At 69.3% G+C, this 14,166-nt stretch carries 13 protein-coding genes and 1 pseudogene; 7 read left to right on the top strand and 7 right to left on the bottom strand.

Features of this window, described 5'->3' with window-relative positions; all coding sequences use genetic code 11:
* Nucleotides 1-39: 39 nt before the first annotated feature.
* Entirely contained in the window at nucleotides 40-1,116 is a 1,077-nt protein-coding gene (gene mtnA / locus VV867_RS21850) for an S-methyl-5-thioribose-1-phosphate isomerase (RefSeq protein WP_109933301.1), read from the bottom strand.
* Nucleotides 1,117-1,273: 157 nt separating this feature from the next.
* Here mtnA and VV867_RS21845 point away from each other — a divergent pair, with 157 nt between their 5' ends.
* The 5 genes from VV867_RS21845 to VV867_RS21825 all read left to right on the top strand — a co-directional run bounded on the left by VV867_RS21845 (nucleotide 1,274) and on the right by VV867_RS21825 (nucleotide 6,108).
* Complete coding sequence (locus VV867_RS21845) at nucleotides 1,274-2,599, top strand: TRZ/ATZ family hydrolase (RefSeq protein ID WP_328567545.1); 1,326 nt, start codon at nucleotides 1,274-1,276, stop codon at nucleotides 2,597-2,599.
* 116 nt (nucleotides 2,600-2,715) lie between these two features.
* Nucleotides 2,716-3,414: a bifunctional 2-polyprenyl-6-hydroxyphenol methylase/3-demethylubiquinol 3-O-methyltransferase UbiG gene (gene ubiG, locus VV867_RS21840; protein WP_275627287.1), complete on the top strand. Its 699-nt coding sequence runs from the start codon at nucleotides 2,716-2,718 to the stop codon at nucleotides 3,412-3,414.
* On the top strand, nucleotides 3,411-4,091 hold the full coding sequence (gene mupP / locus VV867_RS21835; protein ID WP_275627288.1) for an N-acetylmuramic acid 6-phosphate phosphatase MupP: 681 nt from the start codon (nucleotides 3,411-3,413) through the stop codon (nucleotides 4,089-4,091). The genes ubiG and mupP overlap by 4 nt, the downstream gene beginning before the upstream one ends.
* A 97-nt stretch (nucleotides 4,092-4,188) precedes the next feature.
* On the top strand, nucleotides 4,189-4,932 hold the full coding sequence (locus VV867_RS21830) for a YciK family oxidoreductase (protein ID WP_074976243.1): 744 nt from the start codon (nucleotides 4,189-4,191) through the stop codon (nucleotides 4,930-4,932).
* Nucleotides 4,933-5,178: 246 nt separating this feature from the next.
* Nucleotides 5,179-6,108 (top strand): GGDEF domain-containing protein, encoded by a 930-nt coding sequence (locus VV867_RS21825; protein ID WP_275627289.1) that lies wholly within the window; start codon nucleotides 5,179-5,181, stop codon nucleotides 6,106-6,108.
* Between the two features lie 441 nt (nucleotides 6,109-6,549).
* Here the strand turns inward: VV867_RS21825 and rluB are convergent.
* Nucleotides 6,550-7,737: pseudogene (rluB, locus tag VV867_RS21820) on the bottom strand (23S rRNA pseudouridine(2605) synthase RluB); the annotation flags it as partial.
* A gap of 138 nt (nucleotides 7,738-7,875) precedes the next feature.
* Here rluB and VV867_RS21815 point away from each other — a divergent pair.
* Nucleotides 7,876-8,349 carry an NUDIX hydrolase gene (locus VV867_RS21815; RefSeq protein WP_328567566.1) on the top strand — a complete coding sequence of 158 codons (474 nt, stop codon included), beginning with the start codon at nucleotides 7,876-7,878 and terminating at the stop codon, nucleotides 8,347-8,349.
* A gap of 309 nt (nucleotides 8,350-8,658) precedes the next feature.
* Here the strand turns inward: VV867_RS21815 and VV867_RS21810 are convergent, their stop codons facing one another.
* From VV867_RS21810 to zwf, 3 genes are read right to left on the bottom strand one after another with little or no spacing between them, the layout of a single operon-like run.
* A complete protein-coding gene (locus VV867_RS21810) occupies nucleotides 8,659-9,309 on the bottom strand; it encodes a bifunctional 4-hydroxy-2-oxoglutarate aldolase/2-dehydro-3-deoxy-phosphogluconate aldolase (RefSeq protein ID WP_328567544.1) in 651 nt (216 codons plus the stop codon).
* 19 nt (nucleotides 9,310-9,328) lie between these two features.
* Nucleotides 9,329-10,045 carry a 6-phosphogluconolactonase gene (pgl, locus tag VV867_RS21805; RefSeq protein WP_275627290.1) on the bottom strand — a complete coding sequence of 239 codons (717 nt, stop codon included), beginning with the start codon at nucleotides 10,043-10,045 and terminating at the stop codon, nucleotides 9,329-9,331.
* Nucleotides 10,032-11,501: a glucose-6-phosphate dehydrogenase gene (gene zwf / locus VV867_RS21800; protein WP_109933310.1), complete on the bottom strand. Its 1,470-nt coding sequence runs from the start codon at nucleotides 11,499-11,501 to the stop codon at nucleotides 10,032-10,034. The genes pgl and zwf overlap by 14 nt, the downstream gene beginning before the upstream one ends.
* A gap of 200 nt (nucleotides 11,502-11,701) precedes the next feature.
* Here zwf and VV867_RS21795 point away from each other — a divergent pair, with 200 nt between their 5' ends.
* Entirely contained in the window at nucleotides 11,702-12,559 is an 858-nt protein-coding gene (locus VV867_RS21795; protein ID WP_328567543.1) for a MurR/RpiR family transcriptional regulator, read from the top strand.
* A 231-nt stretch (nucleotides 12,560-12,790) separates the two neighbouring features.
* Here the strand turns inward: VV867_RS21795 and VV867_RS21790 are convergent, their stop codons facing one another.
* Both VV867_RS21790 and VV867_RS21785 read right to left on the bottom strand, forming a co-directional pair.
* Nucleotides 12,791-13,636, bottom strand: coding sequence for a D-hexose-6-phosphate mutarotase (locus VV867_RS21790; protein ID WP_089393827.1), 846 nt, complete (start codon nucleotides 13,634-13,636; stop codon nucleotides 12,791-12,793).
* A gap of 389 nt (nucleotides 13,637-14,025) precedes the next feature.
* Nucleotides 14,026-14,166, bottom strand: a 141-nt coding sequence (locus VV867_RS21785) for a carbohydrate porin (RefSeq protein WP_328567565.1), incomplete at its 5' end; no start/stop codon positions are given.

Raw genomic sequence — 14,166 nt, 5'->3', positions numbered from 1 at the left:
CCACAAGCCAGGGGGAACACCTATCCCCGCCCGGCGCCCTCAATGCAGGCGCTTGCGGCTCATCAACTGGGCCATGCGCTCGGCATCGGGGCGCTCGACGACGCCGCGCTCGGTCACGATGGCATCGATCAGGTCCGCCGGGGTCACGTCGAACACCGGATTGTAGGCATCCACCTCGGCCGCCACCCGTTTGCCGCCGATCTCCAGGAGTTCACGGCCGTCGCGCTCCTCGATCGGGATGTCCTCGCCGCTCTCCAGGTTCATGTCGATGGTCGAGCTGGGCGCCACCACCATGAAGCGCACGCCGTGGTGCATGGCGTTGACCGCCAGCTGGTAGGTGCCGATCTTGTTCGCCACGTCGCCGTTGGCGGTGATGCGGTCGGCGCCGACGATGACCCAGGTGATGCTCTCGGTCTTCATCAGGTGCGCCGCCGCGGCATCGACGTTGAGCGTCACCGGCACGCCCTCGTTGGCCAGCTCCCAGGCGGTCAGGCGCGCGCCCTGCAGCCAGGGGCGCGTCTCGTCGGCGTAGATGCGCTCGACCAGGCCCTCCAGGTGCGCCGCGCGGATCACCCCCAGGGCGGTGCCGAAGCCACCAGTGGCCAGGGCGCCGGTGTTGCAGTGGGTGAGGATCTTCTGCGGGCCGGCGTGCTGCTTGCGGATCAGCTCGACGCCGAGCTGGGCCATGGTCAGGTTGGCCTCGCGGTCGCTCTCGTGGATGGCGATGGCCTCGGCCTCCAGCACCTGCAGCGGGTCGTCGCCCGGCTTCAGGCGGTCGAGGCGCTCGCGCATGCGGTTCAGCGCCCAGAACAGGTTGACCGCGGTGGGCCGCGACTCGGCCAGCACGCGGAAGTCGTCCTCCAGGGCCTCGCGCCAGGCACCGCCGTTGTTCAGGCGGGCCTGCAGGCCCAGTACCAGGCCATAGGCCGCGGCGATGCCGATGGCCGGGGCGCCGCGCACCACCATCTGGCGGATGGCCTCGGCGACGCCGGCGGCGCTGTCGTAGCTCAGCCAGGTTTCCTCCAGCGGCAGCAGGCGCTGGTCGAGCAGACGGAGGGTGCCCTTGCGCCAATCAATGGCCGTGACCCGCTCGGCCGCCAACAGTCGCTCACGCATGGAACACCTCTTTCTTCTATCAGGTCCGGGCGCGCCGGGCGGCACGCCGATATCGAGCCCGGCCAGGGCCGGGAAAACCCGCGAGTATAACGAGCCGCAGGCCAAGGCGCTCGGGTATACTGCCGAACACCCGTTCCCGCGCCGCAGGAAGCGCCCCATGCCCGACGCCAAAGCCCCTCTCGACCTGCTTCTGCTGCCGACCTGGATCGTCCCGGTGGAACCCGCCGGCGTGGTCCTGCGCGACCATGCGCTGGGCGTCCGCGACGGCCGCATCGCCCTGCTCGCCCCGCGCGCCGAGGCCCTGCGCCATCCGGCGGCGGAAACCCGCGAGCTGCCGGGCATACTGCTCGCCCCGGGCCTGGTCAACGCCCACGGCCACGCCGCCATGAGCCTGTTCCGCGGCCTGGCCGACGACCTGCCGCTGATGACCTGGCTGCAGGAGCACATCTGGCCGGCCGAGGCGAAATGGGTGGACGAGGACTTCGTGCGCACCGGCAGCGAGCTGGCCATCGCCGAGCAGATCAGGGGCGGCATCAGTTGCTTCTCGGACATGTACTTCCACCCGCGGGTGACCTGCGAGGCAGTCCACGACAGCGGCATCCGCGCCCAGGTGTGCGTGCCGGTGCTGGACTTCCCCATGCCCGGCGCCCGCGACGCCGAGGAGGCGATCCGCCAGGGCGTGGCCCTGCACGACGACCTCAAGCACCACCCGCGCATCCGCGTGGCCTTCGGCCCGCACGCGCCCTACACGGTCGGCGACGACAAGCTGGAGAACGTGCTGATGCTGGCCGAGGAACTCGACGCCGGCATCCAGATGCACGTCCACGAGACCGCCTTCGAGGTCCAGCAGGCCCTGGAGAAGCACGCCGAGCGCCCGTTGGCCCGGCTGCACCGCCTGGGCCTGCTGGGGCCGCGCTTCCAGGCCGTGCACATGACCCAGGTGAGCGACGAGGACCTGGAGCTGCTGGTGGAGACCAACAGCTCGGTTATCCACTGCCCCGAGTCCAACCTCAAGCTGGCCAGCGGCTTCTGCCCGGTGGAACGCCTCTGGCAGGCCGGGGTCAACGTGGCCATCGGCACCGACGGCGCGGCCAGCAACAACGACCTCGACCTGCTCGGCGAAACCCGCACCGCCGCCCTGCTGGCCAAGGCCGTGGCCGGCCAGGCCACCGCCCTGGACGCTCACCGCGCGCTGCGCATGGCCACCCTGAACGGCGCCCGCGCCCTGGGCCTGGAGCAGGAGATCGGCTCGCTGGAGCTGGGCAAGTCCGCCGACCTGGTGGCCTTCGACCTCTCCGGGCTGGCCCAGCAGCCGGTCTACGAGCCGGTTTCGCAACTGATCTACGCCAGCGGCCGCGACTGCGTGCGCCACCTCTGGGTCAGCGGCAAGCAGTTGCTGGACGTCGGCCGCCTGACGCGCCTGGACGAGGGCCGCCTGGCCGCCGAGGTCGGCGCCTGGGGCCGGCGCATCGCCGGCGCCTGAACACCGCCGGGCGCGGCTGCGACAATCTGTCATGCCGCGCCCATCCGCCGCGCGAAGCTGGCATCATAGTCGGCCTGCGCGCCACGATTTCCCATGATTTGCAACGAAGGTACGCCATGAGCAACGTCGACCACGCCGAGATCGCCAAATTCGAGGCACTGGCCCATCGCTGGTGGGACCGCGAGAGCGAGTTCAAGCCGCTGCACGACATCAACCCGCTGCGCATCAACTGGATCGACGAGCGCGCCAGCCTGGCCGGCAAGAAGGTGCTGGACGTCGGCTGCGGCGGCGGCATCCTCAGCGAGGCCATGGCCCAGCGCGGCGCCACCGTGATGGGCATCGACATGGGCGAGGCGCCGCTGGCGGTGGCCCAGCTGCACCAGCTGGAATCCGGCGTGCCGGTGGAATACCGGCGCACCACCGCCGAGCAGCTGGCCGAGGAGATGCCCGGGCAGTTCGACGTGGTCACCTGCCTGGAGATGCTCGAGCACGTGCCCGACCCGGCTTCGGTGATCCGCGCCTGCCACAGGATGGTCAAGCCCGGCGGCCAGGTGTTCTTCTCCACCATCAACCGCAACCCCAAGGCCTACCTGTTCGCCATCGTCGGCGCCGAGTACGTCATGCGCCTGCTGCCGCGCGGCACCCACGACTTCAAGAAGTTCATCCGCCCCTCCGAGCTGGGCGCCTGGTCGCGCGATGCGGGTCTTGCGGTCAAGGACATCATCGGCCTGACCTACAACCCGCTGACCAAGCACTACAAGCTGGCCGACGACGTCGACGTCAACTACATGATCCAGACCCTGCGCGAGGAATGACGCCGATGCAGCTCAGAGCGGTTCTCTTCGACATGGACGGCACCCTGCTGGACACCGCGCCGGACTTCATCGCCGTGTGCCAGGCCATGCTCGCCGCCCACGGCCGCGCCCCGATCGACGAGCAGCGCATCGCCGACGTGGTCTCCGGCGGCGCCCGGGCCATGGTCGCCGCGACCTTCGACATGGACCCCGAGGCCCCCGGCTTCGAGACGCTGCGCCAGGAATTCCTCGACCGCTACCAGGACCACTGCGCGGTCTACAGCCGCCTGTACGACGGCATGCCGGAGCTGCTGGAAAGCATCGAGCGGGCCAACCTGATCTGGGGCGTGGTGACCAACAAGCCGGTGCGCTTCGCCGAACCGATCATGCGGCAGCTGGGCCTGGCCGAGCGCTCGGCGGTGCTGGTCTGCCCGGACCACGTGAGCAACAGCAAGCCCGACCCGGAGCCGCTGCTGCTGGCCTGCAGCCAGTTGGGCATCGACCCGGCCCAGGTACTGTTCATCGGCGACGACCTGCGCGACATCGAGTCCGGCCGCGCCGCCGGCACCAAGACCGCGGCGGTGCGCTACGGCTACATCCACCCCGAGGACAACCCCGCGCACTGGGGCGCCGACGTCATCGTCGACCACCCCCGCGACCTGCTGGCGGTGCTCGACCGCGCGCTCTGTTCCTGCTGATAAAGCAGCTACAAGCTTCAAGCTGCAGGCCTCAAGCTCAAAGCGCAGGCCCTTGCAGCTCGTAGCTTGCGGCTTGAAGCTCGCCGAAGGAGATTCCATGTTCCAATATTCCGCCCGCCCCGACCTGCTCAAGGACCGGGTGATCCTGGTCACCGGCGCTGGCCGCGGCATCGGCGCCGCCGCCGCGCGGGCCTACGCCGCCCACGGCGCCACCGTGCTGCTGCTGGGCAAGAGCGAGGAAAACCTCAACCAGACCTACGACCAGATCGAGGCCGCCGGCCACCCGCAGCCGGTGGTCATCCCCTTCAACCTGGAAACCGCCCAGCCGCACCAGTACGACGAGCTGGCGGCGACCATCGAGAAGGAATGCGGCAAGCTCGACGGCCTGCTGCACAACGCCTCCATCCTCGGCCTGCGCTCGCCCATCGAGCAGATTTCCGGGGAAAACTTCATGCGCGTCATGCAGGTCAACGTCAACGCGGTGTTCATGTTGACCCACGCCATGCTGCCGTTGCTCAAGCTGGCCAGCGACGCCTCGGTGATCTTCACCTCCAGCGGCGTCGGGCGTAAGGGCCGCGCCTACTGGGGCGCCTACGCGGTGTCCAAGTTCGCCACCGAGGGCCTGATGCAGGTGATGGCCGACGAGTGCGACGGCACCAACGCGGTCCGCGCCAACAGCGTCAACCCCGGCGCCACCCGCACCAGCATGCGCGCCATGGCCTACCCGGGCGAGAACCCGGCGAACAACCCGGCGCCCGACGAGATCATGCCAGTCTACCTGTACCTGATGGGCCCGGACAGCATCGGCGTCAACGGCCAGGCCTTCGACGCCCAGGCCTGACCGGCACGGGGCGGCGCAACGGCCGCCCCGCCGGTTTTCCGGCTCCACCCGAGGGAAGGACCAGCGACCACCCCGGCAAAGTCGCCATCATTTTGACATCCCTCTCCACGACATCCCCCCGCCCGCGGAACCAAAGCCCGCGCCAGACGGTCCCTTGAGCCGTCAGAACAGAACTTTCCGCGGGTTGGCACGAAAATAGCTCAGCCCTCACTGTCGCCGTTTTTGCGCCAGAGGTCGCCACGCGTCATGGCCCCGCACAAGCAGTCCAACACCATCGATTTCGACACCGCCAAGCTCCAGCGCCTGGGCCTTGGCGAGAACAGCCGCCCGCGCGGCCGGCGCCCGGCCAGCCTGGCGGATGTGCGCCGGCAACTCGCCGTGCAGCTGCAGACCAGCCTTGAGACCGAACGCGTCCTGGGCCTGTTCTTCCAGGAGATCCAGGCGCTGCTGCCGCTGGATTACCTGAGCTACCAGAACGGCAGCGCCGACCTGCGCCTGGAGTTCGGCGAAGTGGCCAGCCACGGCGCCACCTACCACCTCAACCATGCCGGGGAATACCTGGGCGAGCTGGCCTTCCGCCGCCGCCACCCCTTCGACGAGGCCGAGCTGGGCCAGCTGGAAAGCCTGATCGCCAGCCTGCTCTACCCGCTGCGCAACGCCCTGCTCTACCGCGCGGCCATCCAGGCTGCCCTGCGCGACGCGCTGACCGGCACCGGCAACCGCATCGCCATGGACCAGGCCCTGGGCCGCGAGGTCGAGCTGGCGCGGCGCAGCCTGCAGCCGCTGTCGGTGCTGATGCTCGACCTGGACCACTTCAAGCGCATCAACGACCAGCACGGCCACAGCCACGGCGACGAGGCCCTGCGCTGCGTGGCCCGGGCCATCAAGGCCAGCCTGCGCAACGTCGACATGGTCTTCCGCTTCGGCGGCGAGGAGTTCCTCGTGCTGCTGTCCAACACCCCGGGCAGCAGCGCCGCCCAGGTCGGCGAGAGGCTGCGGCAGGCCATCCAGGAGCTGGACTTTGCCGTCGACGGCCAGCACGTGCCGCTGTCCATCAGCCTCGGCTGCGCCACCCTGATCGCCGGCGAGCGCGTCGACGACCTGCTGCACCGGGCCGACGCCGCGCTCTACGCGGCCAAGCGCAACGGCCGCAACCGCCTGGCCTGCGCCGGCTGAGCGGACATTTGCGCAGGCGAAGAAAAGGGCTCCGAGGAGCCCTTTTTTCATGCCTGGCGCTTAGCGCTTGAAGCCCGGGCGCATACCGTCGCCGGCCGGCTGCGGGCGGCGCTTGTTCAGCGGCTTGCGCACCACCGGCTTGGACGGGCGCTCGTCACGCTCGGCGCTCGGCTTGGCCGGACGCGAACGCGGTGCCTCGCCGGCCGGCGCCTTGCCACGGCCTTCCGGTCGCGGCGCGCGGGCCGGACGGTCGGAGTCCTGACGCGGACCACGGGCCGGACGATCGGAGTCCTGGCGCGGACCACGGGCCGGGCGGTCGGAATCCTGGCGCGGGCCACGGGCTGGACGCTCGGAGTCCTGGCGCGGGCCACGGGCCGGACGCTCGGAGTCCTGGCGCGGGCCACGGGCTGGACGGTCGGAGTCCTGGCGCGGACCGCGGGCGGGACGATCGGAGTCCTGGCGCGGACCACGGGCCGGGCGGTCGGAGTCCTGGCGCGGACCACGGGCCGGGCGGTCGGAGTCCTGGCGCGGACCACGGGCCGGGCGGTCGGAGTCCTGGCGCGGACCACGGGCCGGGCGGTCGGAGTCCTGGCGCGGACCACGGGCCGGGCGGTCGGAGTCCTGGCGCGGACCACGGGCCGGGCGGTCGGAGTCCTGGCGCGGACCACGGGCCGGGCGGTCGGCCGCCGGACGCTGGCCACGGGCCGGACGCTCGCCCTCGAAGGACGCCTTGCGCTGGCGGTTGCCGCGACCGGCATCCGGGCGCTCGCTGCGCGCCAGCGGTTTGGCCAGCTTGCGCTGCTGGCGTTCGAGCTTGTCCTTGGCCTTGGTGGTCATCTCCGGCAGTTTCACCGGCTTCAGGCCGACTTCCTCGCTGAGGATGTCCAGTTCGCGCTGGTCCATCTCGCGGTAGCGGCCCATGGTCAGTTCGGAGGTGAGGAACACCGGGCCGAAGCGCACGCGCTTCAGGCGGCTCACCACCACGCCCTGGGACTCCCACAGGCGGCGCACCTCGCGGTTGCGGCCTTCCATCACCACCACGTGGTACCAGTGGTTGAAGCCTTCGCCGCCCGGCGCCTGCTGGATGTCGCTGAACTTGGCCGGGCCGTCTTCCAGCATCACGCCGGCTTTCAGGCGCTCGATCATGTCCTCGTCGACCTCGCCACGCACGCGCACGGCGTACTCGCGGTCCATCTCGTAGGACGGGTGCATCAGGCGGTTGGCCAGTTCGCCGTCGGTGGTGAACAGCAGCAGGCCGGTGGTGTTGATGTCCAGGCGGCCGACGTTGATCCAGCGGCCGCTGCGCAGGCGCGGCAGGCGGTCGAACACGGTCGGGCGGCCTTCCGGGTCGTCGCGGGTGCAGACCTCGCCCTCGGGCTTGTTGTAGATCAGCACGCGGCGTACGTGCTCTTCGGCCTGCTCACGGCGGATCAGGTGCTCGTCGACGGCGATGGCGTCGTGGCCCTCCACACGCTGGCCGAGGCTGGCGACCACGCCGTTGACCTTGACCCGGCCTTCCTCGATCCAGGCCTCGACATCACGGCGCGAGCCGACGCCCAGACGGGCCAGGACCTTCTGCAGCTTCTCGCCGGCGGGGGAAATTTCTGGAGTTTCGTGCGTGTCGTTCATCTGGGCACCTCCCGGTGTGTCATGCAACGAAGAAAAAGGTCGCGCATCATACGCGCTTGGGCGCGGCAAAGCACCGTCCGTGATCGGGAAAGCCTAGCCGCTTTTGGCATTCGCGCCGTTTTCAGGGGGAAAACCGGGTTGAACGACGAGTCCGCCTTCACCGGCGCCAAGCTGGCGCTGTTCCACGATGGCCACCTGGTGGTCTACCGCCGAGACGAAAAGCCCGGCATCCCCTTCCCCGGCTGCTGGGACTTTCCCGGCGGCGGCCGCGAAGGCGCGGAAACGCCAGCCGAATGCGCGCTGCGCGAGCTGGAGGAGGAATTCTCCATCCGCCTGGGCCAGGAGCGTATCGAATGGCAGCGCCGCTACCGCGCCACCCACGGCCCGGCGCCCTGGGCCTGGTTCCTGGTGGCGCGGCTGCGGGCAGCGGAGTTCGCGGCGATCCGCTTCGGCGACGAGGGGCAGTACTGGCGGCTGATGGCGGTGGAGGAGTACCTCGGATTGGATGAGGGGGAGGCTGTGCCCTATCTGCAGGAGCGGTTGCGGGATTATCTGGAAGGTTTTTTTCGTAGGAGCGAGCTTGCTCGCGAACGGAGTTTCCCGGTGGCGTAGGTGCCGGGTTCAAGAGCCCCTCTCCCCAGCCCTCTCCCTGAAGGGAGAGGGGGCTAGTCCGTGCCGAGAACAGGCGTGGCTTCAGCCGAAGACCATCGCGCTTGCCGGCTGACTCGGGAAAACCAGACCGCTCCGAACGGTCCCCTCTCCCTTCAGGGAGAGGGTTAGGGAGAGGGCGTTCTTCAGGGCAAGCACCGAAGCCACCGGCAGATCCCCGTTCGCGAGCAAGCTCGCTCCTACGAAGAGCAGCCCCCGCACGCATAAAAAAAAACCCGGCACAAGGCCGGGCACGTCCGATCGTGGGACAGCTCAGTGTGATTCGAGCAGCACCAGGGCCTCGCGCGACAGGCGCTCGACCGTGGCCCAGTCACCGCTGGCGACGGCGGCCTTGGGCAGCATCCAGGTGCCCCCCACGCACATCACGTTGTCCAGGCGGTAGTAGTCGTTCAGGTTGTCCGGCCCTACCCCGCCGGTGGGGCAGAAGCGCACCTCCGGGAAGGGGCCGGCGAAGGCCTTGAGCGCCTCGACACCGCCGCACACCTTGGCCGGGAACAGCTTGAAGCGGCGCAGGCCGTGGCGGTAGGCGGCCATGATCTCGGAGGCGGTGGCTACGCCGGGCAGTAGCGGCACCGGGCGGCTCACCGCGTGCTGCAGCAGTTCCTCGGTACAGCCGGGGGTGACGATGAACTGCGCGCCGGCCTCTTCCGCCTGGCGGAAGGTTTGCGGGTCCAGCACGGTGCCGGCGCCCACGCACAGTTGCGGGCGCTGCGCGGCCAGGGTGCGGATGGCGGTCAGGCCCAACGGGGTGCGCAGGGTCACTTCCAGCACCGTGATGCCGCCGGCGGCCAGGGCGTCGGCCATGGGCAGGATGTCCTGCTCGCGCTCGATGGTGATCACCGGCAGGATGCGGGCGCGCTCGGCGAGGGCGTCGATGCGCTGGATGTGGGAATCAAGGCTCATGTTGCGGTAACTCCGTGCCTCAGGGGCACCAGTGGATCGACAGGGGAGCGCGGAGGAAGGCGCTCACCGGCATGCTTGCTTCGTCTTCGACGGCCAGCGCGGCCTTCAGGGTGGCCAGCTTGGCCTCGCCCTGGATCGCCAGCAGTTGCACCCGCGCGGCGGCCAGCAGCGCGCGGCTGAGGGTCAGGCGCTGGTGCGGCACGCTCGGCGCCCAGGCCGGCAGGCAATGGCGCGCGCCGGCAGGGTCGAGGGCCTCGGCCAGGCCCGGGCTGGCCGGGAACAACGAGGCGGTGTGGCCGTCGTCGCCCATGCCCAGCACCAGCACGTCGATGGGTAGGGCCAGCTCGGCGACCTGGCGGTCGGCGATGGCTGCCGCCTCTTCCAGGCTCGGCGCCGAGTGGTACAGGCCGCAGAACAGCGCCCTGGCCGCCGCGCCCTTGAGCAGGTGGCGGCGCACCAGGCCGGCGTTGCTGTCCGGATGGACCTCCGGCACCCAGCGCTCGTCGGCGAGGGTCACGGTCACCTTGCCCCAGTCGAGGACTTCGCAGCTCAAGGCTTCGAGAAAGGCCACCGGGCTGCGCCCGCCGGACACCGCCAGCAGCGCGCGGCCGCGCTCGGCGATGGCCCCGCGCAGTTGCTCGGCCACGCTGGCGGCCAGGCCGCGGGCCTGCGCCATCGGGCTTTCCCAGGCCGTCCAGCGCACGCCGGCCGGCAGATTCGGATCAATGGTCGCCATACCAGTCCTTCCCGTCTCTCGCGATCAGCGCCACGGCCGCCTGGGGTCCCCAGGTGCCCGCGGCATAGGGTTTGGGGGCATCGCCCAGGCGTTCCCAGCCGGCGATCAGGTGGTCACACCACTTCCAGGCGAACTCCACCTCGTCCTTGCGCACGAACAGGTACTGGTTGCCCTGCATCACCTCCAGCAGCAGCCGCTCGTAGGCGTCCGGCACGCGCGCAGCCTGGTACGCCTCGGAGAAGCTCAGCTGCAGCGGCCCGGTGCGCAGCTGCATGCCCTTGCCCAGGCCCTGGTCCTTGGTCATCACCTGCAGGGAGATGCCCTCGTCCGGCTGCAGGCGGATGATCAGGCGGTTGCTGATCAGCGAGCGCTGCTCCGGGGCGAAGATGTAGTGCGGCGGGTTCTTGAAGTGGATGACGATCTGCGACAGCTTCTGCGGCATGCGCTTGCCGGTGCGCAGGTAGAAGGGCACGCCGGACCAGCGCCAGTTGCGGATGTCCACGCGCAGGGCGACGAAGGTCTCGGCGCCGCTCATGCGGTTGGCGTGTTCCTCTTCCAGGTAGCCGGGCACCGCCTTGCCGTCGATGAAGCCGGCGGTGTACTGGCCGCGCACCACGCGGCTGGCCAGTTGTTCCGGCGGGATCGGCTCCAGGGCGCGCAGCACCTTGACCTTCTCGTCGCGGATGCTGTCGGCGGAGAGGTCGCTGGGCGGGTCCATGGCGATCAGGCAGAGCAGCTGCAGCAGGTGGTTCTGCACCATGTCGCGCAGCTGGCCGGCCTGATCGAAGTAGCCCCAGCGGCCCTCGATACCGACCTTCTCGGCCACGGTGATCTCCACGTGGGAGATGTGGTTCTGGTTCCACTGCGTCTCGAACAGGCTGTTGGCGAAGCGCAGGGCGATGAGGTTCTGTACGGTTTCCTTGCCCAGGTAGTGGTCGATCCGGTAGATGCGGTTCTCCGGGAAGAATTTCGCCACCGCCTCGTTGACCGCGCGGGAGGACGCCAGGTCGTGGCCGATGGGTTTCTCCAGCACCACCCGGGTGCGTTCGGCCAGGCCGAGGGCGGCGAGGTTCTCGCAGATACCGCCGTAGACCGCCGCCGGGGTGGCGAAGTAGGCCACCAGCGGCAGGCCGGCCGGTACCGCGTCGCGCAACGCCGGGTAGGAAGCGGCGTCGAGGAAGTCCATGCTCAGGTAGCTGAGGCGCTGCTGGAAGCGCACCCACACGGCGTCGTCCCATTCGCGCGCCGGCACGGCCAGACGCAGGCGCTTCTCGAGGGTGGCCAGGTGGGCGGCGGGGTCGCCGTCCTCGCGGGCCAGGGCGAGGATGCGGGTGTCGCCGTGCAGCAGGCCTTCGCGGTCGAGCTGGTAGAGGGCGGGGATCAGCTTGCGCAGGGCGAGGTCGCCCAGCGCGCCGAACAGCGCCAGGGTGCAAGGCAGAACGCGGACATCAGGCATTTGTTGTTACCAAACAGATTTTGAGGAACATTTGCCGAATACACCGCGCCATTAAGGCAAAAATGTAGTAATTAAACAACATATTTTTCCCAAGGCACGGTCCGGTTGGTCGTCTGCCGACCTGACGTTAGGATAGCGCCGCTGGCCGCGGGCACGTCCCCGGCCGTCGATTGCCCCACAGGGGCCACCAAGGAGAACGGATGAAGAACCTGCTGGAGCAGATCCAGACGCGCCTGGAAGACTTGAACAAGGCCGAACGCAAGGTCGCCGAGGTGATCCTGCAGAACCCGCAGCAGGCCACCCGCTTCAGCATCGCCGCGCTGGCCCAGGCCGCGAGCGTCAGCGAACCGACGGTGAACCGCTTCTGCCGCTCCTTCGGCATGAGCGGCTACCCGGAGCTGAAGATCCAGCTGGCGCAGAGCCTGGCCAGCGGCGCGGCCTTCGTCACCCAGGCGGTGGCCGCGGACGACGGCCCCGAGGCGTACACGCGGAAGATCTTCGGCAGCACCATCGCCTCGCTGGACGCCGCCTACAAGCTGATCGACCCGCGCGCCGTGGACCGCGCCGTGGACCTGCTGATCCAGGCACGGCAGATCCACTTCTTCGGCCTCGGCGCCTCCAGCTCGGTGGCGCTGGATGCGCAGCACAAGTTCTTCCGCTTCAACCTGGCGGTGTCGGCGCAGAGCGACGTGCTGATGCAGCGGATGATCGCCTCGGTGGCGCACACCGGCGACCTGTTCGTGGTGATCTCCTACACCGGCCGCACCCGCGAGCTGGTGGACGTGGCGCGCCTGGCGCGGGACAACGGCGCCTCGGTGCTCGGCCTGACCGCGGCCGACTCGCCGCTGGCCAAGGTCTGCACCCTCACCCTGGACATCCCGCTGCCGGAAGACACCGACATCTACATGCCGATGACCTCGCGGATCATCCAGCTGACGGTGCTCGACGTGCTGGCCACCGGCGTGACCCTGCGCCGCGGCGTGGACTTCCAGCCGCACCTGCGCAAGATCAAGGAGAGCCTGGTGCCGACGCGGTACCAGCTGGACGAGGAAGACTGACGCCCGGGCGTGGTTGTTTCGCAGAGGCGGATTTATCCGCGATTTCGGCGCCTGGGATCGGCCGATCGCGGACGGAGTCCGCTCCTACGCCGCATCATCCGCACCATTTCGATGTAGGAGCGCGCCCTGCGCGCGAATCGCGGGCAGGGCCCGCTCCTACAGCTCCAGGGAGGCACGATCGTAGGAGCGGACTCCGTCCGCGATTGCTCGAACCCCGTGCAGCGGAAACCGTCAGACCAACCCGGCCTTCAGCCGCAGGCGCATGCGCTCGCCCTGGGCCAGGATCAGCCCGCCGGGGCGGTAGCCGGCGGCGCCGATGCACAGGAAACGGTCGGCCTCGCCCGGCTCCACCTGCTCCACCGCGCGGCTGCCGGGGTGCCAGATGACGCTGCCGGCGGCGGCGTTCTTGTCGATGCGCAGGCGGCGCTGCCAGCCGGCATCCTCCAGCACCAGCGAACCGGTGTTGTACAGCACCTGCTTGACCGCGCCCCGTGGCGTCCAGGTATTGGGCAGCGGCGCCGCCGGGCGCTGGCCGCCCTCCAGCTCCATGCCGTGGACCACGCTGCGGCGCAGCGAGCCGATGCGCCAGTAGGGCTGCAGGGCAAAGCTGAACAGGCAGTCGCTGTCGTCCTCGTGGTAGCTGGACAGCTCCATCTCCAGCTCGCGGCCCAGGCGCGCGTCCAGGCGCACGTGCCAGTCCTCGATGTCCAGTTGCCAGCTCACCTGCACCAGGCTCTCGTCGGCATGGGCGTCGAGCAGGCGCCATTCGCGCTGTCGGGCCCAACCGTGGGGCGGCCAGTCGGGCTCGCTGGGATGGCTGCCGAACCACGGCCAGCACACCGGGATGCCGCCGCGGATGGGCGCCGTGCTCAGGGCCGGCCACTGGCTGGCGCACCACAGCATGGAGCGCTCGCCCTGGGGGCGGAAGTGCAGCAGTTGCGCGCCCTGGCGGCTGAAGACCGCCTGGCACAGGGGGTGATCGATCAGCAGCAGGTCGCGGCGCTGGAAGCGCACCCAGTCGAAGGGGCGCTTGGCACGCATGGAATGGAAGAAGCGCTGCAGCGGATGCTCGAGCATTGTCCGGAGGTCCTGAATCAATCCCTTCCCGGACGCTCCCGGGGCATGACATCTGTGTAGTTTTACTACACGTTGGTGAAAAAAGCGCAGATTCTACCTGAAAAGCATAGAACCCCAGTCACATGTCCGGATTTTTTCATCCCGGGGCGCAATAGCCCCTGTAGAGGCAATGAGGGCGCCAGCCACGTAGGGCGCATAACGCCCCAGGCGTTATCCGCCGTTTAGCCTCGGTGCCCGGTGGCTCCGAGGTTGACCTGGGCGTTGGCTGTGACGCCGGCGTATCGGCGGATAACCGCGAACGGTTATCCCCCTACGAACAAAAAGCCCGCCCCGATGATGGCGGGCGGGCCAAGTACAGGCAGCACCTCAGGAGCGAGTCGATGCGCGCGTCAGAAGCTGGACTGGATCTTCAGCCCGGCGACCAGGGCGTTGTCCACCTCGTAGACGCCGCCAGGATGCTTGATGTACTGCAGGTTCGGCCGCACGGTCAGCCAGTTGGTGACGTGCACCCCGTAGTACAGCTCGGCGTC

Origin of the sequence: Pseudomonas sp. JH-2, from assembly GCF_036231725.1 — a bacterium.
Lineage (GTDB): Bacteria > Pseudomonadota > Gammaproteobacteria > Pseudomonadales > Pseudomonadaceae > Pseudomonas > Pseudomonas delhiensis.
This window is presented reverse-complemented; position numbering and strand designations above follow the sequence as displayed.